This is a genomic window from Marinobacter halotolerans (assembly GCF_008795985.1).
GTDB lineage: Bacteria > Pseudomonadota > Gammaproteobacteria > Pseudomonadales > Oleiphilaceae > Marinobacter > Marinobacter halotolerans.
On sequence record NZ_VMHP01000002.1, the window covers coordinates 381,780 to 405,557 of the forward strand.

Consider the following 23,778-nt stretch of genomic DNA (forward strand, 5'->3'; position numbering starts at 1 on the left):
CTGCTCTTAGAATGATCGGGCGATTCGAACGGCGGAACTGGAACCAGCACCGACCAGCGCAACCCATAATCTCAACAGGGTGTTGGGCTTTGCGGATTGGCGTTGTTTCGCGTCGTCGCGATGATGAACCTCGTCAAGCCGGCATATTTCAAAGCCTGCCAGGATTGCCTTTTCCGAATCTCGCCGTGCGAGAGGCTCCAGGGCCTGAATCTGCTCCTGATAGTGCTGATCGACGAACGTCTCAACGGCCTCGATGGTGGCAAACACGGCCTGCCGGCCTGCAAGTGCAGGGAGGAACCCCGTCAGAAAACCTGCAATCCGCCAGAGTGGCAACATAAAACTCGGCCGATAGCAGCACCGCAACTGTTCGAAAAAGCGGAGGTGTTTGCTTTCCCCCGACAGATGTTCATGGGCGAAGGTCAGCAGTTCCCCTTGCGGGCGAGTGGCAAGAATGCCCCGGTAAATCCAGACGGCACCCGTCTCGCCCGCATGGCTGCAGCGTAATTCCAGTTCGAATCGCTTGCTGACGCCAGAGGCGGACAACTGGTTCATGTGTCTTGGGTCGATCTGCAAACTCGGCATGGTTCGGTGCTCATGACTCTGTACCGAGATTTTACGAGCAAAAAGACATCTGGTCTCACCAGGCCAGGCCGGTTGATCGTTGCCCTTGGTTAGTGGTTCGCCAGATAAACAGCCCGGCCAGACTCCGCCGATTCGAACAGCGCGGACATTACCCGATGGCAGGCTGTGCTGCGCTTGGGCCATTCGTCTTCCAGCTTGCCTGTGAGCACAATGTTCGAGAAGCGCTCAACGAGCTTGACCACATGGTCGCAGGCGGGCACTTGCAGCTCTGTGTCTTTGCCTTCGACATCCCCCAGAACGTAGTGGGTGCTGCCGGTGAATTTTTCACCATAGGCTGCAAAGTTGCCGGTTCTGCCCTGGCCGCCGACCAGGTCGTTGACCCGGATCAGGCCGGCGTCGCCGACGGTTTCGAACTGGGAGCGGTGGGCGAGTTCGCAGCCGGCATCAAAGGTGGCCATGCGGCCGTTGGAAAACCATAGAGTGCCGCCGCAGGCGACGATGGTGTCTACCGAGTTCTTGGACACGTGGGTCATCTGAACGCGCTCGGGCAGTTCGTACCCAAAGCTCCACATGGTGGCGGCGATGGGATACCAGCCCTGGTCACCAAAACAGCCCATGGGTTCGCGGGTCTTGTCTGTGCGGCCGTTGCCGCCTTCGTACCACTCTTTGGAGGGGGCCTTGAAGGTAAACGCGCTTGTGACGCGTTTTACGTCGCCGATGTCGCCGTTGGCAATGTGTTTTTCCAGCTCTTTGGTGCGGGTACTGTGTAGCCACATGGTGCCATCCATGAACTGGACGCCGTTTTCCTTGCAGACGGCGATGGCTTCTTCCACACCGTCGGCCAGAGGCTTTTCCGCGTACACATGCTTGCCGGCGCGGGCGGCCTTTTTGATCCATTCGTTACGGAGTGCGGTTGGTACCGGAAGGTAGACGGCGTCGATGCTGTCATCGGCCAGAAGCTCATCGTAGGAGCCATAGGCCTGGGGCACGTTGTGCTCTTTGGCCCAGGCTTGGGCGCGATCCAGCGCGCGGCTGGCGACGGCCACGACTTCGGCGTTGGCGGCATCGTGCATGCCGGCAACCACCTTGGTTGCGATTTCGGCGGTACCGATGATGCCCCAGCGAACGTTGCGATTTTCCATAATTGCTGTCCTTTTGTTTGATGCGCCATCAGGATTTCGTCAGACTCTTCCACGCTAATACGTTCTTTAACGACCATTCAATAACCGGAGCCCGGCTATGGCGGACGAAGATACTCTCCAGGCGCTTAAAATTGCTTTCACTTTTATGCCGCACCCGATGGAAATCAATAAGTTCGAGTACGGAGACGATGCTGACCGGGTTCAGGCCCAGGTGAAATTTGTTCGGGAAGTACTGACCCACCATGGCGTTGATCCGGAGGAAGTCAGTGGAGATATCAACCCGGATTCAGAGCCCAATTCCTGTTATTGAGGTTTGCCAGCTCAACAGTTTGTCAGTCAGAAAAGCTGCCAGTCTTCCATCTTGAGCAAAAACTCCCCGGCCTGACGCCCGGAGACAAACAGGCTCAGCGACGCGATCTGATGAGCATCCAGTGGCGCGGCTTCGGTGACGGTCTTGCCGCGCCAGGTCGGGATAAAATCGCAGAATGGCAACCGGATGTGTCCCCATTCCCCGGTGGGCGGTGTGAAGCTGTGCTGGTACACGATGGCGCGCCGATCGACGCTGTTACGCAACCCTACCTTGTAGGTTCTGCCATCGCCGTACGCGCGGAATTCGATGCCGGCCCAGCCGGACGCATCGGCCGCCTCTGGCAAGTCCAGTTTGACGGAGGCAAAGCCGCCACCGTTGTCGAGCCGGACGGTGCCATGAAATTCACCGACGCCGGTTTCCGGGCAGGCGATGGCTCCGCTGGAGCGCCCGCCCATTACGCCGTCGCCGATAGGCTGCCAGGCACTTGCGCTGGTTTCGGGCGTGAAGGATACGAGTTTCATGGGCTTCCCTGTGTTTTCCGGCCGAGCAATCAGAATGTTCTATGTTGTCGTAACTATTTGTCTAAACGACATCTTACGACTGAAGAGGAGTAGTCTTGGCATTTTACAACAAAACGAAGCTGGAACTTCAGGCCACGCTGGAGAAGCTGCAAGTCGCCGAAAACCGCATTGATGAGCTGGAGGCGGATTTCCGGGCCATTGAACAGCACACGGCGCTGATGGTGCTTACCCGGGATGGCCTGATCGATCGAGTCAGCCGGCCCTTTCTGAACCTGTTCGGTTATGAGCAGGCAGACGAGTTAATTGGCAAGCACCACCGGGTTTTTTGTGAAGACGACTACGCCAGAAGTGAGGATTACATCATCTTCTGGCGAGAGCTGGTGACCGGGCACGTGAAGGAAGGGCAGTTCTTCAATCTGAATGCGCAGGGGCAGGGTCTTTGGCTGAACGCCAGTTACCTACCGGTGCTGTCGGACAAGGGTATCGTCAAGCGGATCGTCGTGCTTTATCGGTGCTGATGAATTTGCTCAAGCCGCTGCTCGGGCTCTTTGGATTCCTTGTCTGCAACGCCGGAAGGGTCCGGGTTCATGGCGACCAGCACGATGGTCATGATGGCAAAAAGCAGGGGAACGATCAGGCCCGCGATCTCAACAGCATCGAAAGACATGTGCTCGGGTTCGGCAGTGTTGAGTTCGCTTAAGTGTTCCATCGAATCAGCCTTCAAAGTTGTCTGGGCCCTGCGCACCGATTGACGTTTTGTCAGCGGTGGCGAATGCGGCGAATACTATGGGCTGTTGCAGAAACTGGCAATCAATAAAACACAGAAATAAAGCCTCATAGCGGTATTTCCCTACGCCCGTGGGAGCTGGTGTAACGGTCTGTTTTTGAATAATTTATCGTGTAACCGAAGATGTCTGATTGCGTTCGGAATCGGCTCTTCGGATACGTTTATTCTCGTACAGGCGCTTGTCGGCGGCACGCAGTAATGCGTCGGGTGCATTTAGCCCGGGTTCTTCGGAATTTGCCGCGCCCCAGCTGAAGCTTGCCTGCAATTGCTCGCCCTGCCAGTAGAAAGGTGTCTTCTGAAAATGCGCCGTCAGGCGCTGGCCAATAAAAATAGCCGAGGCCAGATTCTGGTTCGGAAGCAACACCACAAACTCGTCCCCCGCGAACCGGTAGACGGAATCGTCCTCCCGCAAGAGCGTCTGGCACTGTTCCGCCACAAAGCAGAGGTAGGCATCGCCGCAGTCACGGCCGTGGGTGTCGTTGACCTGTTTGAAGTCGTCGCAGTCGATGAACAGAAGCGACAGGGTCTGACCATAACGGCGCGAGCGGCTGAGGCCCTGGCCGATGGCATCGTCCAGCTCGCGGCGGTTGCGCAGGCCGGTGAGCGGGTCGCGTGTGGCCAGTTCCCGCAATTGCTCCCGGGCCCAGACGCTGGTCAGTCCGATGGACACCTTTACCGCCAGCTGTTCCAGAAAAAACGCCTCCATGCCCGGCTGGTAACGGGATGCATCCTCGGTTCCCAGAAACAGGCCGCCCACCACGCGGTCATCCATGATCAGGGGCAGCAGCGCCATGGAGCCGACCGTCTCGCGGATGTCTGAGGGAATGAGCTGGCGGTAGCGCTGGGGCCGGTCGATCAGCTCCGGCCGGCGGGTGTTGCCCACCAGGCGAATGAAATCCACGGTCGAGACTTTCAGCGGGGTGACCAGTGCCCCCTGCTCGGTGAGTGCCACGCGAAGTCGGTTGTTGTTATCGATATCCGTCAGTACCAGCCAAACCTCATCAAGGGCAAAGCGGGTTCGAATCAGCCCGGTCAGCCGGTCAATGAACGTGGCGCTGTCGCTCAGGTTCATCACTTCCACTTCAATATCGAAAAGCGCTCGCGCGATCCGCTCGCTGCGGCGGGCGTGTTCGATCAGTTCCTGGAGATCGATTGAATCATCAGGCTTTAGGGGCATTGGCGAGTCGTGGTCCATAAACGTTGTTATGAGCGGCTAACGCCACTTGATAACCTGAACCGGGCCAAAGCGCAAGTGTTGGGGCGGGAAGGGACGAGCAGGGTGCGACCCTAATCAGTGGTGATTAGGAGCGCCGTTGTCTGTTGAACCGATCGCTGAGGGGTTCGCGGATATGCCAGGCTGGGAAAACTCTTCCTGCACTAACTGCCCGAGTTCCTGAAAGCTCAGTGAATCCACATCGCAGCGAATAATGCGAATGCTCGCGGAGTTTTCATCTCTTGCGATGACGGTCTGCTGCCCATCGTCGCAGACGGGACCGCCGATTTTCAGCTGAATGGATCGATCGCGGAAAAATACGCGACCGTTAAACTGTCTGATGCTCATTTTTTTACCTCACTTGTGTTGTTGTCTCTGTTTACCTCACTCCATAAATATAGATAGAGTTTGTTACCATTTGATTCAATGAGTGGTTGTCGCAGTTAATTTATACGTGGCAAAGACGAAATAAGTGCAGGCAGGCCAGGTTCCGTGCCCTCAGAGCGTGGCAAATTCCAGATACCGGCTTGCGGCCTGTTTCTTCTCGTCCTGGCTGTTGAGGAGTTCCAGGCGTAGCTTGTCGATAAGTTTCAGGTAGGCATCAATAGGTGATTCGGGCTTGGCTGATTCTCTGCTCTGTTCAATAAACGCCTTCTGCTTTTCGCGAATCTCGTTCAACTTTTCCAGTGCCGATCGAATCGCCTCGATGCGAGCGCCTTCGACAGGGCTGGCGCTGCTCTCTGGTTCGCCCTGGTTAGTGCTGAGAACGCTTTCCACCGCTGGCACTTCCGACCGGTTCTGAGCCGCCAGATCGATTTCTTCAAGCGTGCGGACTTCGCCGTCGGTGGTCAGATAGATTCCGGAACCCTTGATCTGTCCCAGTGGGACGCCCTGGTTGTTGGTGAGGGTAAAACGGCCCTCGGCCTTATCCACGTACAGTGCCTGGACGCCAACTTCTTCCAGGGACTTCAGAGCCTGTGAGCCGTCGGCGGCCTGTGTCCAGACGGACAGGGCGGAAAAGATCTCGTCATTGGCGTCGATCCAGCGGTTGCCATCGTCGTCGAAGTTGGCAAGTTCCCCGAACCCCGAGCCGCTTTGTGGGCCGAACAGCTCTGTGCCATCGTCCACCTTGCCGTTGTTGTTGCGATCCAGTACCAGGTAACCACTGCCGCTGGCCAGGGTAGCGAACTGATTGGTTTCGCCGTTGCCGTTCAGGTCAAACTCGAAAAGGGTGTCTGTGAGTTGCGCGGTGGCGTTGCCGAAGTTGATCACCAGTGGATCGGTCATCGGGCGCTCCTGAATCTGGACCAGCTCCGAGTACTCATAGGTCAGCGACTGGGATTGCCGGAGCGACAGCGTGAAGTTTATGCTTTGGCCGTTATCCAGAGAGATGCTGCCGGTAGATGTGATGCTTCTTGATTCGCTCTGTGAATAGAACATATAACGCCCGGCGGAGACGGTCAGGCTTCCTTTGGCCTCGACACCCGCACCGCCACCCAGGGCGGCACGGCTCACGGTCAGCGCCTGCTGCCCCATTAGCAGAAGATCGGTGGTTTTTTCGGCCAGCTGCGCACTGGTGAATACACGCTGCTGGTCATTGCCGGTAATGGTGCTGCGACTGCTTGATGCCAGTTGCTCCTGGCTGCTGAAGCGGTAGGCTGCCTGGCGGACCATGGCCAATTCTGAGCCGGCTGCGTTGTCACCGGCCCGAGGCGGTGCGGGGGGTTGCTGGTTGATTCTCAGCTGGGTACGTTCAAAAGCCGATAACTGGCGGGTGTTTTCCTGAAAAAGGGAGATCTGGCTGGAAGTGATCATGGCTTGGGTACCTGTAATTACTACTCAGGTAAATCGGCCACCGGCCTTGAAACTTGAATAAAATCTGATCATTTTTGCGAACTCATAATCCGCTTTCGGTAAGGCAATAAGCACCATGACAGCCCAGCAGCCCGAACAGCTCAATCGCGTTGGCGTGTACGGAACCCTGAAGCGCGGCCATTCTAATCATGGCGTGTTGGCGGGTGCCCGCTATGTAGGACGTTGCCAGGTGAGGGAAATTACCCTTTACGATATCGGCCCATTCCCCGGCGCCAAGCTTCGCAAGAGCCAGGGGGTGAATGTGGAGGTTTATGACGTTTCGGACAGGGTTTTCGCCAGGCTGGATAAGTTGGAGGATTACAAATCCCACGCGCCCGGCGCCGGCGAGTATGATCGGCGGCAGCTTGAAACGCCTTTCGGTCCGGCCTGGATCTACCTCTACAACCCGGATGTGTCTGGTCTGCCGGAGATCAGAAACTTCTGATTGAGGTCAGAACCCTTCCGGCACCTGAAACCCCGCCAGTCCCTGTTTTTCCAGCAACTCTGCAAATCGGATGGTGGTCAGGTCCATACCCGGCGCGCCAATGACCTGAACACTGAAGGGCAGGCCGTTTCTGGTGCGGCCGATGGGGACGGAAGTGGCGGGCAGTCCCAGCAGGGTCGCCAGGGCGATCCAGCAGAACTGGTCCATGTAGGCGCGGGGTTTGCCGGCAACGGTGATGGTGCGTTTGAACACCGGGTTGCTGTGATCGTGGGGGATCGCAGCAGTGGGTGTGATGGGAGTCAGCAGCACGTCAAACTCTTCGAACAGTTCGGTGACCCGGGCGCGCATTTTCTCGCGGGTTTCGCTCCAGGACATCCATTCATAGACCGGCTGGTTGGCGCCGCGGCCGTATTCGCCGATGTGAGCGGTGACCGGGCCGAACAGGTGCAGCCATTTTTCCAGACGGGCGATCCATTTCATTTGCCGACGCTGGGATTTATTGAGTGACGTGCTCAACAGGCTGCCAAGCAGGTTGAAATAGGCTGGCAGGATGTGGGCCATACTCAGCAATTCGTGTCTGGCTTCAGACACCAGCGCGCCCTGGTTTTCCAGTTTGCCTGCAAGCTGCCGGTAGCCTTCGGTCAGTTCTTCATCAACGGGGCAGAGCGGGTCGGACAGCCAGAGCCCGACTCTTGCCTGTTCCAGCGATTCAATCTTCGCCGGCGCCATCGCCAGCTGCCAGCTGGTCTGTTCCCGTTCCGCGGGGCCGGCAATTACCCCAAGCAGAAGCGCCAGGTCGCTGGCGGTTCGGGCCATGGGGCCACCTTCGGCCAGGTCTGGCTGTGATTCGGTGCCGGGTGGCCCGGGTATGTGGCCGCGAAACGACACCAGTGTGCGGGACGGTTTGTGGCCGAAAACGCCGCAGAAATGGGCCGGTATGCGGATGGAACCGGCCAGGTCGCTGCCCACTTCCAGGGGCGTCATGCCAGCGGCCAGGGCGGCTGCCGCGCCGCCGGACGAACCACCGGGTGTGTGGTCCGTGTTGAAGGGGTTGCGGGTAACGCCGAAGAGCTTGTTGTAGCTTTGCAGGTCGGTGGCGTAGATGGGCACGTTGGTCTTGCCCAGGATGATGGCCCCGGCGTCTTCCAGGCGTTTCACAACGTCTGCATGGCGCTTCGGTTTGTGGTTCTGCAGGGCGGGGGCGCCGGCGGTGCAAGTCATGCCGGCGACTTCCCAGGTGTCTTTCAGGGTCAGTGGCAGGCCGTGCAGGGGGCCGGTGTTTTCTCCGCGTGCCAGTCTTGCGTCGGCCTCGGCCGCTTTGGCCAATGCGTCCTCTTCATTCAGGGTCACCACGGCGTTGATCTGTGGATTGTGCTCGCGGATTCTTTGCAGCAGGGCCTGGGTGAGCTCAGTGCTGGTAAGGCTGCCGTTCTTTAACGCTTCGACCAGATCGGTTGCAGGAGCGTAGTGATGTGTCGTCTGTGAAGGCGTCATGGCGACCTCTTGAATAACGGGTTTGTGCGGCTCAGGGCAGGTTTTCCCGCCAGTGTTTGACCCCGACCTGGGTTTTCACCGCTTCCAGAATTTCTGTGACCAGGCTGATCAATGCCTCGTTTCTGATTTCTTCTTCGTTCTCATCCGGCGACGGCAGAAAGACATTGACGATGTCTTCGATAAAAGCGTGGTTAGACGCCGATGCCAGGTCTTCAAGAATCTGATGGATGACGTGGGCGACAATATCGCCGACGCATTCTTCCAGGGTTTCCTGGATGGTTGGCCCCACTACCGGCAGATATTTCAGCCGGGACAGCTCCAGATTCTGTTTCAGTGCGTTGTCTACCCGGTTTTCAAGGTAGCTGCGCAGTGCGCCCCGGTTGGGTACGTATCCTTCCTGGGCGGCTTCCGCCACCCGCTGCGATAGCCAGTCCGATATCATTTCCCGTCTCGGGAAGAGGATGTCGTTCTGAATACGCTCGAACAGGGGCGAGCCTTTTCTGATTTCGTCCTGGGCGCCGGAGAGCACCTTTATAACGATCCGGTCAGACAGCTCCTCCATGAACGCGTCATAGTAGAAATTCAGAAACTGGTAGATCCGGGTCTGGGTTACATCGATAACCTTGTACTGGTGCAGGCGATAGACGATAGAAATCACCCGCAGTATGCGCAGGAAGCGGAAACTGCCCACCGGAATACAGCCGACGATGTCGTACCAATGTATGAACGGATAAAAATACCAGCGATCGTACACTCTGGCCTTGACCGCGTAGCCCCAACGCACGATAAATTCGGTCAGGAAAATGCCGACGAAGATCAGGTCATAAACGATGAAATTGCGGTGGATAGGCCGGTAGGCGTCCGTGATGGCGGGAGAAATGGCTGTCAGGCCGTCGCGCACCACCTCTATCGCGTACAGAGAATCGAAAATGATGAAGGCAAGATTGATAATCAATAGGCCCAGCATCGTAAAATCGATGACGAACCAGATGAGCTGATGGCTCTTCTTCAGGTTTTCCGTATTAATTTTCAGCATTCAGGCGCCTGATTTTCAATGATCTTCAGGGAGATTAGCCTACCATGGATTAACTTGACCTGACCCCGACAAACTCCCAGTGTTGTTCAGGTTCGCAGTTTGCCGGTGCTTCACCCCATTTGAGACGACAAGAAAACGGATGCATTACCACCCAATTTTTCAACGGCGTTTCGGTGCGCTGACAGGCCTGATCCTGCTTTTGATCGCAGCGCCCTTCTGTGCCGCCGAACAGGTGACTGTGGAGGTAAAGGGTGATTACCCCCAGTTGCAGGATAACGCCCAGGCCTTTCTCCGGGATGTTGACGGCCGGTCGCCGGATGGGCTTCGCCGGTATGTCAGCACCGCCAGGTCCCAGGTCAGCACCGCCCTGAAGGCCCTGGGTTACTATAATCCGGATATTGAATGGGAGATTATCCGGCCGGACGGCGACGATGCCCTGGCCCAACTGAAACTGACAGTTGAGCCCGGCGAGCCGGTACTTGTGCGGTCCAGGACGGTTGAAATAAACGGGCCGGGCAGTGATGACCCGGCGCTCACCGCAAATCTTCCCGAACGTCCGACCGTTGGCAATGTGCTTGATCATGGCCAGTACAGTTCGCTGCGCCAGACCATCCAGAACAGGGCTCGGCAGCTGGGCTATTTTAACGGTAGCTTCGAGAAGCGTCTGCTTGAGGTCAATCCCGAACAGAAAACTGCTGACATCACCCTGATCTACCAGACCGGTCCCAGGTTCAAACTTGGCGATGTGAGTTTTGAGGAGGGACACGGGTTTGATGTTTCGTTTCTCAGGCAGTTTGTGACCTTTGAGCCCGGCACACCCTACAACTCCGCGATGATTGCGAAACTGAGCAGTGATCTCTCCAATAGCGGCTATTTTACCGGTGTCGACGTGGATGCGAATCCTTCGGAGGCAGAGGATACGGTTATCCCGGTTGTGATTTCACTGCGCCCGCGCGATCCTCGTTCCGTTGCCGCCGGTATCGGCTTTTCCACCGACGTCGGCCCCCGGCTTCGGGGCACCTGGCGGGAGCACTGGATCAATGAGTGGGGTCACCGTCGGGGCGCAGAAACCGAGCTTTCCAAGCCGCGCCAGAATATCTCCACCTGGTATGAGATACCGCTGGACCCGCCAATGACTGATTCGATCCGCCTTTCCGCTGGTTACCAGCGTGAGGATATTGAAGACGTCGAGTCAGAGTTGATCACCCTGGAGCAGCAGTGGAATCACCAGCTGGAGACGGGATGGATGCAGACAGCTTCGATCAAGCTGGAGGAGGAGCGTTTCCGGTTCGGCGATGGCACCAGGGAGCGCACCCGTCTTTTGCTGCCGGGGCTTGGTTATTCGAAGCTTCAGACAGATTCATCGTTTGACCCGTCCCGGGGGTATCGGCTGTCGGCGAAGGTAACGGGCGCGCACAGAGCGGTGCTGTCAGATGTGGATATCCTGCACGTGCTTCTGTTGGCCAAAGGCCTTTATACAGTGGCGGATGATCATCGCTTTCTGTCACGGGTACGTCTGGGTGCCGTGGCTACCAACCGGTTCGAGGATGTGCCGCCGTCACTGCGGTTCTTTGCCGGTGGCGATCAGAGTGTGCGGGGCTATGGTTATGAAAGCCTGTCTCCTGAAAACAGCGAGGGAGTGGGCGTTGGTGGCCGGTACCTGATGTCTGGCAGTGTGGAATACCAGTACGAATTTATCGACAACTGGCGGGCAGCGTTCTTTGTGGATAAGGGCAATGCGGTGGATAATCTCAATGATCCGCTGGCGACCGGTGTTGGCGCGGGAATCCGCTGGGTCAGCCCGGTCGGGCCACTGCGTCTGGACGTGGCCAAGGGGCTGGATCCTGAATTCGGTGGCGGATGGCGGGTGCATTTTTCAATGGGACCGGAGATATGACCGAGACCCAGAACGCTCAAACTCCCCAAACTCCGCCGCCAGAAAGACACCGGCTGCGGTTCTGGCTGCTGACTTTGCTGGCGGTTCTGGTATTGCTGCCGGTTATTCTGATTGGCGCACTGTTTCTGGTGCTGCGGTCTGACACGGGTACGGCCTGGGTGATTGACCAGGTGCCCGGTCTGCAAGTGACCAATGGCCAGGGTTCGCTACTGGGCCGCTGGCAGGCGGAACAGCTGGTCTGGCAGGGATTTGGAACCGGAGTCGAGGTTTCAGAACCATTAATTGACTGGTCGCCGACCTGCCTGTTCCAGAAGGCGTTCTGCCTGGAGCAGCTGACCGCCGAATCCGTGTCGGTCACCCTGATGTCGCCCCAGACTGACCAGTCCAAGCCTTCACCAATTGAACTTCCGACGCTGGACCTGCCGTTGTCCATGAGGATCGGCTCGGTCGATATCGGCCCACTGACTGTGAACGAGCAGACCGCCTGGGACCGGCTTCAGCTCAGTGCCACCGGGTCCGGTTCCGACTGGAATCTGTCGCAGTTGAGCCTTGTTCGCGGGGCGATTGAACTGGATCTTTCCGGGAATCTTGAAATGCGGGGGGATTGGCCGCTGGGTATGACGGCGAACGTTCAGCTGCCGCCGGTTCAGGATGAAGCCTGGTCCCTCGATCTGAACCTGAGCGGCAGTGTTGCGGAACTGCTGGTCAGTGGTAACAGCAAGGGCTACCTTCAGGCCAGCCTGTCCGGCAGCGTCCAGCCTTTGAAACCGGAGCTGCCGGCCAGTCTGCAGGTGAAAACAGACAGCTTCAGAGCGGCCGACACCCTGCCGGAAACCCTGACACTGCTCAATACCGACATTGCGCTTCAGGGCAGTCTCGAAAACGGATTCCGGGCCAAAGGCAAAGGCCAACTGCCCGGAGCTGACGGGAAGATCGGGCTGGCACTGAGCGGCCTGGTGACCACCACCGGCATCCAGAATCTGGATCTCAGCCTGACCGGCAAAGGCACCGGCGACGCCGAGAAGGGGACTGCATCGGTTGAAGGCAGCCTGAGTTGGGCCGAGGCACTTGCCCTGGATGCCCAGGTGCTGCTGGATGCGTTTCCCTGGTACAACCTGGTGCCCGGCGTAGCGCCGCCTCCGGTTGTTTTGAACCGGCTCAGCGGCGATCTGGCCTATTCCGATGGCAGCTATAACGCCACACTGGAGGCGGTAGTAGATAGCCCCCAGGGCCGGGCAAACCTGGAATCAAAAATCGACGGGGATCTGGAATCACTGACCCTGTCTGAACTGAAGGTCAATTCCGGTGCCGGGTTCCTCAGTGGCAGGGCAAATCTGGGCTTTGCCGGGCCACTTTCCTGGGACGCCAACCTGCAACTCAGCGAGTTCAACCCCGGTTACTGGGTACCGGCTGCAACGGCAAGCCTGAGCGGAGAGGTCACCACTGAGGGCAAGCTTGCTTCGCAAGGCCCACCGTCGATCAGCGCCACCTGGGACCTGCAGGGTACCTGGCGCGCCAGCGACGCGGAGATCCGCGGCAAGCTGCGCCAGTCCGGCGATGCGTTGGCTCTTTCAGAATTTGAACTGCAGGTGGCCGATAACCGGATTGCCGGGCAGGGGCAATGGGGCCAGAAGCTGTCCGGTGATTTCCAGCTGAACATGTCCGAGCCAGAGCTGCTGCTGCCGCAATTGGAAGGTGGGTTCAATGGCAATCTTTCGGTGAGTGGCACACCTGAAGCGCCGCTGGGAAATCTCACCGTTTCCGGGAAAAACGTCGGCTGGGACGATCTGGTGGAAGTGGACGGGCTGGAGCTGACCGCCAGCCTGTCGGAAGGCCAGACGGTAAGCGGCGGCCTGACCGCGACCGGGGTTTCAGGGGCTGGCCAGAAACTGAAAAGCCTGTCGCTGGAGCTGTCCGGAACCCGGCAGGATCACCAACTGACCGTCAGCGCGATACAGGAACAGGCCGAGGTGCTGTTCCGCTTTGCTGGCGGCGCGGGAGCTGACTGGGCAAGCTGGAAGGGTCAGCTTGAGACGGGTGAGATTGATATACCCGGCCAGGATCAATACTGGCGCCTGAACCAGCCGGCGGATCTGGCCTATGACCAGAGTGGCCAGCTAACCTTCGGCCGCCACTGCTGGAGCTGGCAGCAGGCCTCTGTATGCGCTGGCCGTCAGATATTGTTGCCGCAACTGGCCCTTGACTACACGATACGCAACTTCCCCACCACGGCCCTGGCGCCGCTGGTGCCGGAAACCCTGAAGTGGGACACGCTTCTGGACGCAGAGCTGACATTCAATACCAAAGGCTCCGGCCCCGAGGGCAGTCTGAAGGTCAACGCCGGGAGCGGTGAGTTCTCCGTGTTGAACGCCGGTGAATGGGAGAGCTTCAACTACAACACGCTGACGTCCGATGTGAAGCTGTTACCGGAACAGGCAAACCTTTCTTTTGAACTTGAAGGACCCCGGCTGGGGAACCTGTCGGCCAACGTCAGCGTTGATCCGATGTCAGAGGAGCGCACCCTGGACGGGCAATTCCGGATCTCGAACCTCGACATCGCCATGGCTGCCGTATTTGCGGATCTGGAGGAAGTGAAAGGGCAGATCAATGGCCAGGGCCAGATCTCCGGGCCCTTGATGAAACCGGCGATAGACGGGGAACTGGTTCTGAGTGGCGGAGAAATCTCTGACCCATCCCTGCCAATGTCGTTTGAAAAACTGGTGGCCAGCGTCACCTTCAACGGCTACCAGGCAGATCTCTCCGGGCGGTGGCAAAGTAACGCCCGCAGTTCCGGAACACTGGAAGGTACCGCCAGTTGGAAAGACCAGCCAACGCTGACGCTGTCTCTGGCCGGGGATCGCCTGCCGTTTTACTACGAGCCTTATGCCGATCTGGAACTGAACCCGGATCTGGAGATTACCTACCGCACGGGCGAACTCAGCATCAGCGGAAGACTGGCTGTGCCCCGGGGCAAGATCGAAATTACCGAACTACCGGAGCAGGCGGTATCCGTGTCCGAAGACGAAGTGATTGTGGGGCGGGAAGCCCGCGATAGCGGGGGACCGGCGGTCAATCTGGATATTACGGTGGTCGTCGGCGAGGACGAGGTATCATTTAACGGGTTCGAGGTGACCGGTGATCTCAAGGGTACCCTTCGTATCGGCAACGATCTCAATACCCGGGGGTCCCTGCGCCTGATCAATGGCCGTTACGAGGCCTACGGCCAGGAGCTGGAATTGCGTCGCGCCCGGCTTATTTTTACCGGCCCACTGACTGAGCCCTACGTGGATATTGAGGCCATTCGCCGGGTGGATACGGTTATTGCCGGGATTCGTCTATCCGGGCCTGTCACCAAGCCGCAAACGGAGGTGTTCTCCGAGCCGGATATGCCCCAGACCGATGCGCTCTCCTACCTGATACTGGGCAAGCCCCCAGGTGCGCCAAGTCAGGGAGGTGACGCGCAGATGCGCAGTGCGGCGATTGCCCTGGGGCTGAATCAGACGGCCGGGGTTACCCGCGGGATCGGCGAGGAACTGGGGATTGAGCAACTCACCCTGGAAACCCAGGGGTCCGGAACTGACTCTGCAGTGGTGGCCAGTGGTTACCTGAGCGAAGACCTGAGCGTCCGTTACGGCGTGGGGATTTTCGAACCCTTCACCACCGTGGCACTGCGCTACGACCTGGGAAGGTACTTCTATCTTGAAGCTGCCAGCGGGCTTGCGTCGTCCCTCGACATTTTCTATACCAGAGACTTCTAGGCCGCTGGCGGGGTCAGGGTGAGGGCTCGTCCAGCCGGATGAGCTTGCGCTGTTCCGCAGCCTGGACAAAGTGGCGGAATATCCGCCGATGCCCGCGATGGTAAAACAGATACTCCGGGTGCCACTGAATGCCCATCAGCCACTGGCCGGTGGTGTTCTCGATGGCTTGTACGAACCAGTCCTTGTCGATTGCCACCACCTGCAGATGTCTGCCCAGCTTCTTGATCGCCTGGCTGTGAATCCGGTTGGCGCCAATCACCGAGTCATCCATGACTTCCCGCAGGCGGCTGCCCTTGGCCAGGCAGACGGTCTGCCAGGGCAGCAGTAGTGGCCGGTGCCGGGTATGTTTACGCAGAGGTGTGACGTTCTGGCAGAGCGATCCGCCTCGGAAAATATTGATCAGCTGCGCCCCTCGACAGATGCCCAACACCGGAATCCCCAGGCTTTCCGCGTGGGACAGAATCCGGAAATCCGTCTCATCCCGCCTGACATCATAATTGGCGGTGACCATCGGCTGCTGGCCGTAGCGGGAGGGATGAACGTGGGTGCCACCGGACAGCACCAGGCCGTCCAGCAGCGCTACATCCACCCTCGAACCCGGCCTTATGGTGTGGGTGCGCGCGCCTTGAAGCCGCAGGGCAAGACTGATCAGCCGGTGGGCCAGGCTGCGCCGCGACGGGCCGCTGATGCCAATGGTCAGGCCGGGATGTTCCGGCTTTTCAACGGGCGTTTCAGACATAGTTCCTTTCATGAAGCATCTGTTCGGTGGTTTCGGGCCAGCTATGGGTCAGGTTGCGAAGGCGGATTTTCCGGCTGTCCCGGAATGCCCTGACCATGTGCGCAAGATCTTCCGCATTGGTGACCAGCTGTTCCAGTACAACCCAGTCGTTCCACACTGTCGAGAAGTGCCAGAGCGGGTTGTCAATATCGCAGTCTGGCAGCCGATAGTGCAGCGTGGGCCGGCTCTTGATGCGCGGATCATCAACATAGCGGGCCAGCAGTTCCCGATCAATATGAGCAAACAGTGGCAGCAGGTCCAATGCCTTGTTCCGGGTCGGATTGTGATGAAGGTAATCCTCCATCAGCTGCTTCATATCCGGCGCGTAGTCATAGTCAATCAGCAGATCAATGTAGGCGCTGCTCCACGGCTCTATATAGGTAGTGAGCTTGCGGCTGATGTCCAGCTGATGGCGTGCTTTCAGCCAGTCATAGAGCGCCGCAAACCCTCGCAGGTAACGTAGCAGCGTGGTTGCTTCCAGGTCCGGCAATTCCGGGTTCAGCTGAAGACCGAAGGCATAATAGATGGCCTCGCGGCTGCCCAGGGCGCCGGCTTCCCGCAGCCGGTCGCAGAGCGTCTCGATTCGTTCCACTTCGCTGAATGGCAGCGGCGGGGTGATAATTTCCAGCGGGACGATCTTTTCCGCCGCGGCATCTATCACACTCATGGCGTGACCGCCCAGTTCGCGGACGGATTCCGGCAGACGGCTATCCTGAAGGTCGAGATCCTTGATGGGGTCGGAATCCAGCTCAATGAGGAAGGCGCCCAGATCCGTTTTGACCTCTGAGACATAGCGGTTGACCTGTTGGCTCTGGCCCTCAAGGAGCCTGGTGCACAGAACAACCAACTCCTCATAGCCCAGCCCCGAAAGCTCGACTTCTATCCCCACCTTTCTTTCCGAGCCGTCTTTTGTCTTCAGAATATCCGGCATCTTACATCTGTTAGCCACAATCTCGCCTCTTGGAAAACCTGAACAAACCATAACACACCCATATGACCGGGGCGTGTAGACAGCTGATTGGCATGGGTCCCGGAAAAAATCGGTCACCCGGCTTTACACTGGATGAAACACTGTATATAGTCATTTTACTGTATATAAAAACAGGCACCTTCTGGGGCAAATCAATGAAACTGACAGCAAGGCAATCACAGGTACTGGACATCATCCGCCAGTCCATTGGTGAAACCGGATATCCGCCCACCCGCGCAGAAATAGCAGCGCAGCTGGGATTCCGTTCGGCCAACGCGGCGGAGGAGCATCTCCGGGCACTGGCACGCAAGGGCGCTATCGAAATGGTACCCGGCGCCAGTCGCGGCATCCGCCTGCCGGAGGAAGAGGAAGACCTGGGCCTGCCGGTTATTGGTCAGGTTGCAGCGGGTAGCCCCATCCTCGCCCAGGAACATATCGAAGATCATTGCACGGTTCGCCCCGAGTTCTTTTCACCGTCAGCGGACTATCTGCTTCGCGTTCGCGGTATGAGCATGAAGGACATCGGCATACTGGACGGTGACCTGCTCGCAGTTCACCGCACTCAGGACGTCCATAACGGGCAGGTAGTTGTGGCCCGGGTAGGTGAGGATGAAGTCACCGTGAAACGTTTCCGCAAGGAAGGGACAAAAGTCCTTCTGATTGCAGAGAACGACGAGTTTGATCCCATAGAAGTGGATCTGACAGAGCAGGAACTGTTTATCGAAGGGCTTGGTGTGGGTGTTATCCGGCGGTCGGATTTCCACTAGGTTCGTTTGAAACAACAGTCTCAAGAATCGGTTGAAAGGCACGTGAGGCACATCATGGAACAACTCAGCTTTAATCAGAACCTGGCGTATGCCAATGCGGCTGCCAATCCCTCACAGGCGATCGGGAACGTAACCGAGATTATCCTGCCTGAAGGTCAGGTTGAAAACTTCCAGCTGTTGCTGCCGATGCTGACGCAACTGAACCAGGAAAAGCGGTGGCTGGCCTGGATTGACCCGCCCCAGAGTCTCGTCAGCAAATGGCAGAAGATGCGCGGCATTGTGGCCGGAGAGCTGCTGGTATTGCGCTCGACACCGGAACATCCGGCTGGGGAGTTGGCGGAGCGGGCGCTAAGCGCAGGTACCTGCCACGCGGTGATCATGTGGACCCGCAAGTTGGGCCGCAAGTCCCTGGCGGCTCTTGAGCAGGCGTCCGCGCAAGGCAACAGTCACGGGGTTGTGCTGCGCCAGCGCTAGACCTTCGCACCGCTGCTGGGTGCCAGTGACGGGTATCAGTGAAGGGTATAGGAGGGCTGGACGTTCATGGCGTCCTGTTCCTCGTCCTCGAAATCAATGTCGTGGCTGATATCGCCAGCAGCTTCAATGCCGGCTGCAATCATTGCCTTGGCAACCGCCATATCCCGCTCTTCCATCATTTCCTTTGCTTCTGTGGAAAACGATATCTTGACCAGCGGTGCGCTGTCGTCGTCAACGCGACGCAGGGCATAGTCGCCGTTGCTCAGTTGTACAATTTCGAAAAATGAAGGTGACATGTAAATAACCTTTCAGTGCGTTGCCCTGGAGTGGCGTTGCGATGGATTTACCATTCGCTGTGCCGTTCCTCGAGGGCGTCAGTAAATTGTTTCAGTTCCGCCAGTGCCTGCTTCAGGGCATTGGATGAGCGGTCAGGCCCGGTGTCGGCCGCGACCGCGATAATATTTTCATCGCTGATCGTTTTTTTCGGTGCTGGTGGGCGTGTCTGGTAGCGCTCAAGCTGATCCAGGTACTGCCACCAGTTCGACGCGCCTGCTGACAGCGCTTCGAGTTCGGCAATTTCGGAAGTATCGTTGCCAAGCAGGGCGCGCAGGGCGCCCAGATTTTCCGGCTCGGCATTTTTTTCCTGATACATCCTGGCAACCATCACCAGCAGCAGCTGGCGAGAGCGCAACGCCAGTTCCACCGCCCCCTGCCAATGAGCCTCCTGTACCGGAACGCCATCTGAACGGTCCCGCTGGGCGAGCAAGGTTCTGGCAAGGAAAACTTTCTGGGAAATCAACGAATGCCACTGCGATGCCATCAGGAACCTGCCGGTAGGACTTTCAGGGTGAACTGACCACTTTCAGAATTAGCGACCATCTTACCATTTATCGCATAAAAATTCTTCTGTTCCAGTGAATCCGCCCTGGTGACAATAAAAAACAAACAGGCACTTGAAACGGTCGTTTGAATTTGGCAAAAAGGGAGCCGGATTTCAGGTGAGGGTTAGAGAATGCAGACTTATATAGTGGCAGGATTTGCAGCGTTGTTGATGGGCTTGTCCGGTATTGTCCAGGGCAAGGTGTCAGAGCAGGAGGCAGCGCGGCTGGGAAAAGATCTGACGCCAGTTGGCGCGATACGTGATGCCAATGACGCCGGAGTCATACCGAGCTGGGAAGGCGGGCTGTCAGAGCCGCCCGCAAACTGGCAGCGGGGTGATGTAGAGGTCAATCCGTTCCCTGAGGACAAACCACTGTTTGTGATCACCGATGACAATCTGCATCTTTACCGGGACCGGCTTACAGACGGTCACATCAAGATGCTGGAGCAGTACGCGCCGGAATTCGTGATGCCGGTCTACCAGACCCGTCGCACCGCAGCGTTCCCCGAGTATGTTTATGAAAACTCGAAGCAGAATGCACTCACGGCGGAATTGCTCCGCAACGGCAACGGCGTTCGCGATACGATTACCACCAGCCCCTTCCCGATTCCACAGAACGGGCTGGAAGTCATATGGAATCATATTCTCAGATACCGGGGTGAGGAAATTGCTTTCCGCAGTGGCTCTGCAACGCCTCAGGTTGACGGCTCGTTCAACGAGGTGGTCAACAACTACGATTACTTTATTGCCTATAGCCGTCGCGGTGCCGATCTGGAAAATATTGATAACAAGATCTTCTACCTGAAAACCAATACGGTTGCGCCGGCCTCCCTGGCAGGCACCATAACCCTGGTACATGAAACCCTTGACCAGATCCGATCGCCTCGTCTGGCCTGGCGTTATGATGCCGGCTCCCGCCGCCTGCGCCGGTCGCCAAACCTGGCCTATGAGACAGACCTTCCCAACTCCTCGTCCCTGCGCTCGGTGGACCAGAAAGACATGTATAACGGCGCCCCGAACCAGTATGACTGGACCCTGAAAGGCAAGCGTGAAATCTATGTCCCTTACAATGCCTACAAGCTGCACGATGCCGATGTGCGCCCGGACGATGTGATTCGTCCACAGCACATCAATCAGGAGCTAACCCGCTACGAGCTCCACCGGGTATGGGTTGTCGAAGCAAAACGTCGGACCGGCATCAGCCATATCTATGACCGCCGTGTTTTCTACGTGGATGAAGACAGCTGGCAGGTGCTGGCCACGGAAGAGTACGATAAGGATGGTGACCTCTGGCGAGTGTCCGAGGCTCACAACATCAGTTTCTACAGTGAGCCGGTCTTCTGGACCACTATGGAAATGACCTATGATCTGAAGGCCGAGCGCTATTACATCGACGGCCTGAACAATGGCTACCCGGCTTATGATTTTGATCCGGGGTTCCGTGGCGATCAGTTCTCGGCTTCTGCAGCGCGTCGGGACGCCCGCCGATGATTTAACTCCAGGGGAGAACCAGCAATGACAGAATACCGGCTTGATGCGATCGATACGCTTGTCGGCCACCTTGAAACCGCGCTGGCGGAGAAGGACTGGGATGAGCTCTCACGGCTGAATCAGTTGATTCGGCCGACCATCGAGCCGGTAATGTCAGAGCTGGAAGCCGGGGAGCTGGACCCGGAGCCTGTCCGGGAACGTCTTGCAAAGCTTCAGACATTCTGTGACCGTGCCAATTTATCGGCGAATGACGCCAAGGCGGAAGCCCGGCGCGCGCTTGAGTCGGTCAGCCAGAACCGAAGCGCGGCCAATGCCTATCAGAAAGTCGCCCAGAATCCCCGGAAGTAGCGTCATTAAATTGACTCCGGGGGTCGTTCAGTCTTAAATACGGCAAAACATCCCCGCAAGAGATTCGTTTTGATGTCCAAGAATAATAAAGTGCTGGTGCTCAGCGAGGACGAAGCAAGAACACGCGACATTGTCACCATTCTGGAGTTTATCGGCGAGGAAGACATTGCCTACGGCGAAGAGGCCCGGTCTCTGTTGCTGGAACCGGGGTCTCTTGAAGAAGCGTCGGTGGTTATTCTTGACGGTAACGATGTTTCAGCCAGCAGCACGGTCACTACCATCAGCCAGTCTACCCAGGGTGTTCCAATCCTGATGGTCGGGGATCCGGATCTTCATATGCTGCCGGATGAAGACAGCAACCGGATCATTGCCCGGATGGAATGGCCCCTGAATTACACCAAGTTTGTGGATTCCCTCTATCGCGCCCAGATCTTCCGGGATCAGTACGCCCGTTCCCAGGAACGTGGCCAGCAGCGTGGCCTTCAGTTGTTCCGCAGCCTGGTGGGCACCAGCCGTAAGGTTCAGTCAGTGCGCCAGCTTATGGAACAGGTCGCGGACAAAGAGGTCAGCGTTCTGATCACCGGCGAATCCGGCACCGGTAAGGAAGTGGTCGCCCGTAACCTGCATTATCACTCCAGCCGTCGGGACAAGCCGTTTGTTCCGGTTAACTGTGGCGCCATCCCGGCCGAGCTTCTGGAAAGTGAGCTATTCGGCCATGAGAAAGGCGCGTTCACTGGCGCCATCACCGCCCGCATCGGCCGCTTTGAAATGGCCGAGGGCGGCACCCTGTTCCTGGATGAAATTGGCGATATGCCGCTTAACATGCAGGTGAAAATTCTTCGGGTTCTGCAGGAACGTACGTTTGAGAAAGTGGGGAGTAACCGGACGCAGACCGCCGATGTGCGGGTGATTGCGGCCACCCACAAGCACCTGGAAGACATGATCAGCAGCGGTGATTTCCGCGAGGATCTCTATTACCGTCTCAATGTTTTTCCCATTGAGATGCCGGCTCTGCGAGAGCGGGTTGAGGATATTCCGCTGTTGATCAACGAACTGATCTCCCGGATGGAAAAGGAAAAGCGGGGATCGCTGCGAATGAACTCCGCCGCCATCATGAGTCTGTGCCGGCACGACTGGCCGGGTAATGTCCGGGAGCTGGCGAACCTGGTGGAGCGACTGGCGATCATGCACCCCTATGGCGTGATCGGCGTTCAGGAGCTGCCCAAGAAATTCCGCTATGTTGACGATTTTGACGAGAACCGCCCGGTTGAAGATTCCGGCATGCCCTCGGGCATTCCCGGCCTGGTAGGGCTCGACGCGCCGGCGCTGCTGCCGGTGAACGGGATCGACCTGAAAGACTATCTGTCCAATCTTGAAAAACAGCTGATCCAGCAGGCTCTGGACGAATCCAGTGGTGTGGTCGCCCGCGCTGCGGAAAAACTGCGTATTCGCCGTACAACCCTCGTTGAGAAGGTTCGCAAATACGGTCTCAGGGACGAAGAATCCGAAGAGACCTGATCGCTATTGACAGAATTCGGCGGCGTCAAAGGTTTGTAACCTGCGGCGCCGTCGCTCGTTCAGGGCGACAGAAAACCGTCATCTCCCCACCTCAGTAATTTCCTTCCTGTTGATATTTAAAAGAAAATCAATTCTGGCACAGTCCTCGCTTAGATACTGACAAAGAACACCGAAACGATCCATCCGATTGGTGCGGGCCGGAATCAGGTCCGGTCAGAGGGCGAGTTTATGAGTCAGTTACAGTTTCTGAGTCTGTCAGCAGCGGAAGAGTCTTCCGTGAACGCTGCGGCCGACGTCAACGACAAGGTAACCGCATTGTTTCCGGAACAGGACGATGAGGCCGTGGGTACGGCTCTGGACCTGTTTAACCAGATGTCCCGGCAGATTACCGACTCCTACCGGACACTGGAATCCCGGGTCAATCAGTTATCCGGTGAACTGACGGCGGAATCCCGCCAGCGCCAGGTAGAACTTGAACAGAAAGAAGAGCTGGCAGACCGGCTGTCTACCTTGCTGCAGGCTCTGCCGGCGGGGGTAGTAGTACTGGACAGCCAGGGCGTGGTTACCCAGACCAACCCGGCCGCCATCACGCTGCTCGGTGAGCCGCTGGACGGCGAGCGTTGGGTGGATGTAATTCGCCGTTGCTTTGCCCCGCGCCGGGATGACGGCCACGAGGTGTCGCTGAAGGATGGTCGGCGGGTCAGTATTGAGATCCGTACCATGGAAAACCAGCCCGGTCAGCTGATTCTGCTGACGGACCTGACCGAAACCCGTCAGCTTCAGAGCCAGCTTGCCCATGCCCAGCGGTTATCCGCCATGGGCAAGATGGTGGCCTCGCTGGCTCACCAGATCCGTACGCCCCTGTCGGCGGCGATTCTCTACGGTGGCCATCTGAGCCAGCCCGATCTTGAGGAAGAGCTGCGTCAGCGCTGCGCGTCCAGGCTGATGTCCCGCCTGACCCATCTGGAGCAACAGGTTCGGGACATGTTGATCTTCGCGAGGGGCGAGACCCGGCTTGCCGAGGAACTGTCCACGGAAAGTCTCGCTCAGGCGTTGACATCGGCCATTGATGGCCTGCGTCAGCCTGCTGGCGTGCAGATTGAACTGAACTGCAATGTGGCCGATCAGCCCATGCTGTGTAATCGCGATGCCCTCGTAGGCGCCTGTACTAACCTGGTCAATAACAGTATTGAGGCGGGTGCCAAGCGCATCAGCGTGTCCATGGAGCAGCAGGCAAACGAGCTGACCGTTCAGGTGTCAGACGATGGCCCGGGCTTTTCCGCGGATCAGACCAACCAGATGCTGGAAGCGTTCTATACCACCAAATCCCACGGTACCGGGCTTGGCCTGGCGGTGGTGCAGGCGGTGGTCAAAGCCCATCAGGGCAATTTTGATATTCAGTCACCCGCTAAAGGCGGCGCAGTGGCCATTCTTTCACTGCCGTTACTGCGCGCTTCATCCAGTGACCGGCAGCCAAAAAACAAGCAGAAGAATAGCTAGAACAATAGCAGGT

General features: G+C 57.7%; 24 protein-coding genes. 11 read left to right on the forward strand and 13 right to left on the reverse strand.

Annotation, left to right across the window (positions count from 1 at the left end):
- Positions 1-6: 6 nt before the first annotated feature.
- Together FPL19_RS12055 and FPL19_RS12060 are read right to left on the reverse strand one after the other, a co-directional pair.
- A complete protein-coding gene (locus FPL19_RS12055) occupies positions 7-582 on the reverse strand; it encodes a demethoxyubiquinone hydroxylase family protein (protein ID WP_150912809.1) in 576 nt (191 codons plus the stop codon).
- 89 nt (positions 583-671) lie between these two features.
- The gene (locus FPL19_RS12060) at positions 672-1,724 is read right to left on the reverse strand and encodes a Gfo/Idh/MocA family protein (protein WP_150912810.1); all 1,053 of its coding nucleotides are present in this window, start codon (positions 1,722-1,724) and stop codon (positions 672-674) included.
- A gap of 97 nt (positions 1,725-1,821) precedes the next feature.
- On the opposite strand from FPL19_RS12060, the gene FPL19_RS12065 reads away from it, so the two are divergent.
- Positions 1,822-2,034 (forward strand): penicillin-binding protein, encoded by a 213-nt coding sequence (locus tag FPL19_RS12065; RefSeq protein ID WP_150912811.1) that lies wholly within the window; start codon positions 1,822-1,824, stop codon positions 2,032-2,034.
- Between the two features lie 26 nt (positions 2,035-2,060).
- On the opposite strand, the gene FPL19_RS12070 is transcribed toward FPL19_RS12065, so the two are convergent.
- Positions 2,061-2,555: a CIA30 family protein gene (locus FPL19_RS12070; RefSeq protein ID WP_150912812.1), complete on the reverse strand. Its 495-nt coding sequence runs from the start codon at positions 2,553-2,555 to the stop codon at positions 2,061-2,063.
- A 95-nt stretch (positions 2,556-2,650) separates the two neighbouring features.
- Between FPL19_RS12070 and FPL19_RS12075 the strand changes: the two genes are divergently transcribed.
- Entirely contained in the window at positions 2,651-3,073 is a 423-nt protein-coding gene (locus FPL19_RS12075) for a PAS domain S-box protein (protein WP_150912813.1), read from the forward strand.
- On the opposite strand, the gene FPL19_RS12080 is transcribed toward FPL19_RS12075, so the two are convergent.
- The 4 genes from FPL19_RS12080 to FPL19_RS12095 form a co-directional block, all read right to left on the reverse strand.
- The gene (locus tag FPL19_RS12080; RefSeq protein WP_150912814.1) at positions 3,061-3,264 is read right to left on the reverse strand and encodes a hypothetical protein; all 204 of its coding nucleotides are present in this window, start codon (positions 3,262-3,264) and stop codon (positions 3,061-3,063) included. The genes FPL19_RS12075 and FPL19_RS12080 overlap by 13 nt on opposite strands.
- A gap of 184 nt (positions 3,265-3,448) precedes the next feature.
- Positions 3,449-4,519, reverse strand: coding sequence for a sensor domain-containing diguanylate cyclase (locus FPL19_RS12085; RefSeq protein WP_191965277.1), 1,071 nt, complete (start codon positions 4,517-4,519; stop codon positions 3,449-3,451).
- A gap of 114 nt (positions 4,520-4,633) precedes the next feature.
- Positions 4,634-4,903, reverse strand: a complete 270-nt coding sequence (locus FPL19_RS12090) for a hypothetical protein (protein ID WP_150912816.1) — start codon at positions 4,901-4,903, stop codon at positions 4,634-4,636.
- A gap of 150 nt (positions 4,904-5,053) precedes the next feature.
- Complete coding sequence (locus FPL19_RS12095) at positions 5,054-6,370, reverse strand: hypothetical protein (RefSeq protein ID WP_150912817.1); 1,317 nt, start codon at positions 6,368-6,370, stop codon at positions 5,054-5,056.
- Between the two features lie 115 nt (positions 6,371-6,485).
- On the opposite strand from FPL19_RS12095, the gene FPL19_RS12100 reads away from it, so the two are divergent.
- Positions 6,486-6,854, forward strand: a complete 369-nt coding sequence (locus FPL19_RS12100; protein ID WP_150912818.1) for a gamma-glutamylcyclotransferase family protein — start codon at positions 6,486-6,488, stop codon at positions 6,852-6,854.
- Between the two features lie 6 nt (positions 6,855-6,860).
- Here the strand turns inward: FPL19_RS12100 and FPL19_RS12105 are convergent, their stop codons facing one another.
- Together FPL19_RS12105 and FPL19_RS12110 are read right to left on the reverse strand one after the other, a co-directional pair.
- Complete coding sequence (locus tag FPL19_RS12105; RefSeq protein WP_150912819.1) at positions 6,861-8,348, reverse strand: amidase; 1,488 nt, start codon at positions 8,346-8,348, stop codon at positions 6,861-6,863.
- Between the two features lie 31 nt (positions 8,349-8,379).
- Positions 8,380-9,384, reverse strand: coding sequence for a hypothetical protein (locus FPL19_RS12110; protein WP_150912820.1), 1,005 nt, complete (start codon positions 9,382-9,384; stop codon positions 8,380-8,382).
- A 139-nt stretch (positions 9,385-9,523) separates the two neighbouring features.
- Here FPL19_RS12110 and FPL19_RS12115 point away from each other — a divergent pair, with 139 nt between their 5' ends.
- Both FPL19_RS12115 and FPL19_RS12120 read left to right on the forward strand, forming a co-directional pair.
- Positions 9,524-11,281 (forward strand): autotransporter assembly complex protein TamA, encoded by a 1,758-nt coding sequence (locus FPL19_RS12115; protein ID WP_150912821.1) that lies wholly within the window; start codon positions 9,524-9,526, stop codon positions 11,279-11,281.
- Entirely contained in the window at positions 11,278-15,039 is a 3,762-nt protein-coding gene (locus tag FPL19_RS12120; protein ID WP_225314404.1) for a translocation/assembly module TamB domain-containing protein, read from the forward strand. Before FPL19_RS12115 ends, FPL19_RS12120 begins: the two co-directional genes overlap by 4 nt.
- A gap of 13 nt (positions 15,040-15,052) precedes the next feature.
- Here the strand turns inward: FPL19_RS12120 and FPL19_RS12125 are convergent, their stop codons facing one another.
- Together FPL19_RS12125 and FPL19_RS12130 are read right to left on the reverse strand one after the other, a co-directional pair.
- Positions 15,053-15,778 (reverse strand): gamma-glutamyl-gamma-aminobutyrate hydrolase family protein, encoded by a 726-nt coding sequence (locus tag FPL19_RS12125; protein WP_150912822.1) that lies wholly within the window; start codon positions 15,776-15,778, stop codon positions 15,053-15,055.
- On the reverse strand, positions 15,771-16,748 hold the full coding sequence (locus FPL19_RS12130) for an amidoligase family protein (RefSeq protein ID WP_150914192.1): 978 nt from the start codon (positions 16,746-16,748) through the stop codon (positions 15,771-15,773). The genes FPL19_RS12125 and FPL19_RS12130 overlap by 8 nt, the downstream gene beginning before the upstream one ends.
- 194 nt (positions 16,749-16,942) lie before the next feature.
- Here FPL19_RS12130 and lexA point away from each other — a divergent pair, with 194 nt between their 5' ends.
- Both lexA and FPL19_RS12140 read left to right on the forward strand, forming a co-directional pair.
- Positions 16,943-17,554: a transcriptional repressor LexA gene (lexA, locus tag FPL19_RS12135; RefSeq protein WP_150912823.1), complete on the forward strand. Its 612-nt coding sequence runs from the start codon at positions 16,943-16,945 to the stop codon at positions 17,552-17,554.
- Positions 17,555-17,608: 54 nt separating this feature from the next.
- A complete protein-coding gene (locus tag FPL19_RS12140; RefSeq protein WP_150912824.1) occupies positions 17,609-18,028 on the forward strand; it encodes a cell division inhibitor SulA in 420 nt (139 codons plus the stop codon).
- Between the two features lie 35 nt (positions 18,029-18,063).
- Here FPL19_RS12140 and FPL19_RS12145 read toward each other — a convergent pair whose 3' ends face one another.
- Entirely contained in the window at positions 18,064-18,324 is a 261-nt protein-coding gene (locus FPL19_RS12145; protein WP_150912825.1) for a hypothetical protein, read from the reverse strand.
- A 47-nt stretch (positions 18,325-18,371) separates the two neighbouring features.
- A complete protein-coding gene (locus FPL19_RS12150) occupies positions 18,372-18,848 on the reverse strand; it encodes a DUF6586 family protein (protein WP_150912826.1) in 477 nt (158 codons plus the stop codon).
- A gap of 192 nt (positions 18,849-19,040) precedes the next feature.
- Between FPL19_RS12150 and FPL19_RS12155 the strand changes: the two genes are divergently transcribed.
- The 4 genes from FPL19_RS12155 (at position 19,041) to FPL19_RS12170 (ending at position 23,765) form a co-directional block, all read left to right on the forward strand.
- Entirely contained in the window at positions 19,041-20,399 is a 1,359-nt protein-coding gene (locus tag FPL19_RS12155) for a DUF1329 domain-containing protein (RefSeq protein WP_150912827.1), read from the forward strand.
- Between the two features lie 24 nt (positions 20,400-20,423).
- Positions 20,424-20,747, forward strand: coding sequence for an SOS cell division inhibitor (locus FPL19_RS12160; RefSeq protein ID WP_150912828.1), 324 nt, complete (start codon positions 20,424-20,426; stop codon positions 20,745-20,747).
- Between the two features lie 72 nt (positions 20,748-20,819).
- Positions 20,820-22,265: a sigma-54 dependent transcriptional regulator gene (locus FPL19_RS12165; protein ID WP_150912829.1), complete on the forward strand. Its 1,446-nt coding sequence runs from the start codon at positions 20,820-20,822 to the stop codon at positions 22,263-22,265.
- 228 nt (positions 22,266-22,493) lie between these two features.
- Positions 22,494-23,765: a sensor histidine kinase gene (locus FPL19_RS12170; RefSeq protein WP_150912830.1), complete on the forward strand. Its 1,272-nt coding sequence runs from the start codon at positions 22,494-22,496 to the stop codon at positions 23,763-23,765.
- Positions 23,766-23,778 lie beyond the last annotated feature (13 nt).

Coding starts and splice junctions, on each gene's coding strand:
- FPL19_RS12115 (WP_150912821.1), top strand. CDS start 9,524: ATGCATTACCACCCAATTTTTCAACGGCGTTTCGGTGCGCTGACAGGC.
- FPL19_RS12155 (WP_150912827.1), top strand. CDS start 19,041: ATGCAGACTTATATAGTGGCAGGATTTGCAGCGTTGTTGATGGGCTTG.
- FPL19_RS12150 (WP_150912826.1), bottom strand. CDS start 18,848: ATGGCATCGCAGTGGCATTCGTTGATTTCCCAGAAAGTTTTCCTTGCC.
- FPL19_RS12055 (WP_150912809.1), bottom strand. CDS start 582: ATGCCGAGTTTGCAGATCGACCCAAGACACATGAACCAGTTGTCCGCC.
- FPL19_RS12120 (WP_225314404.1), top strand. CDS start 11,278: ATGACCGAGACCCAGAACGCTCAAACTCCCCAAACTCCGCCGCCAGAA.
- FPL19_RS12090 (WP_150912816.1), bottom strand. CDS start 4,903: ATGAGCATCAGACAGTTTAACGGTCGCGTATTTTTCCGCGATCGATCC.
- lexA (WP_150912823.1), top strand. CDS start 16,943: ATGAAACTGACAGCAAGGCAATCACAGGTACTGGACATCATCCGCCAG.
- FPL19_RS12170 (WP_150912830.1), top strand. CDS start 22,494: ATGAGTCAGTTACAGTTTCTGAGTCTGTCAGCAGCGGAAGAGTCTTCC.
- FPL19_RS12130 (WP_150914192.1), bottom strand. CDS start 16,748: ATGCCGGATATTCTGAAGACAAAAGACGGCTCGGAAAGAAAGGTGGGG.
- FPL19_RS12060 (WP_150912810.1), bottom strand. CDS start 1,724: ATGGAAAATCGCAACGTTCGCTGGGGCATCATCGGTACCGCCGAAATC.
- FPL19_RS12105 (WP_150912819.1), bottom strand. CDS start 8,348: ATGACGCCTTCACAGACGACACATCACTACGCTCCTGCAACCGATCTG.
- FPL19_RS12095 (WP_150912817.1), bottom strand. CDS start 6,370: ATGATCACTTCCAGCCAGATCTCCCTTTTTCAGGAAAACACCCGCCAG.
- FPL19_RS12085 (WP_191965277.1), bottom strand. CDS start 4,519: ATGCCCCTAAAGCCTGATGATTCAATCGATCTCCAGGAACTGATCGAA.
- FPL19_RS12125 (WP_150912822.1), bottom strand. CDS start 15,778: ATGTCTGAAACGCCCGTTGAAAAGCCGGAACATCCCGGCCTGACCATT.
- FPL19_RS12080 (WP_150912814.1), bottom strand. CDS start 3,264: ATGGAACACTTAAGCGAACTCAACACTGCCGAACCCGAGCACATGTCT.
- FPL19_RS12100 (WP_150912818.1), top strand. CDS start 6,486: ATGACAGCCCAGCAGCCCGAACAGCTCAATCGCGTTGGCGTGTACGGA.
- FPL19_RS12070 (WP_150912812.1), bottom strand. CDS start 2,555: ATGAAACTCGTATCCTTCACGCCCGAAACCAGCGCAAGTGCCTGGCAG.
- FPL19_RS12140 (WP_150912824.1), top strand. CDS start 17,609: ATGGAACAACTCAGCTTTAATCAGAACCTGGCGTATGCCAATGCGGCT.
- FPL19_RS12160 (WP_150912828.1), top strand. CDS start 20,424: ATGACAGAATACCGGCTTGATGCGATCGATACGCTTGTCGGCCACCTT.
- FPL19_RS12165 (WP_150912829.1), top strand. CDS start 20,820: ATGTCCAAGAATAATAAAGTGCTGGTGCTCAGCGAGGACGAAGCAAGA.
- FPL19_RS12110 (WP_150912820.1), bottom strand. CDS start 9,384: ATGCTGAAAATTAATACGGAAAACCTGAAGAAGAGCCATCAGCTCATC.
- FPL19_RS12065 (WP_150912811.1), top strand. CDS start 1,822: ATGGCGGACGAAGATACTCTCCAGGCGCTTAAAATTGCTTTCACTTTT.
- FPL19_RS12145 (WP_150912825.1), bottom strand. CDS start 18,324: ATGTCACCTTCATTTTTCGAAATTGTACAACTGAGCAACGGCGACTAT.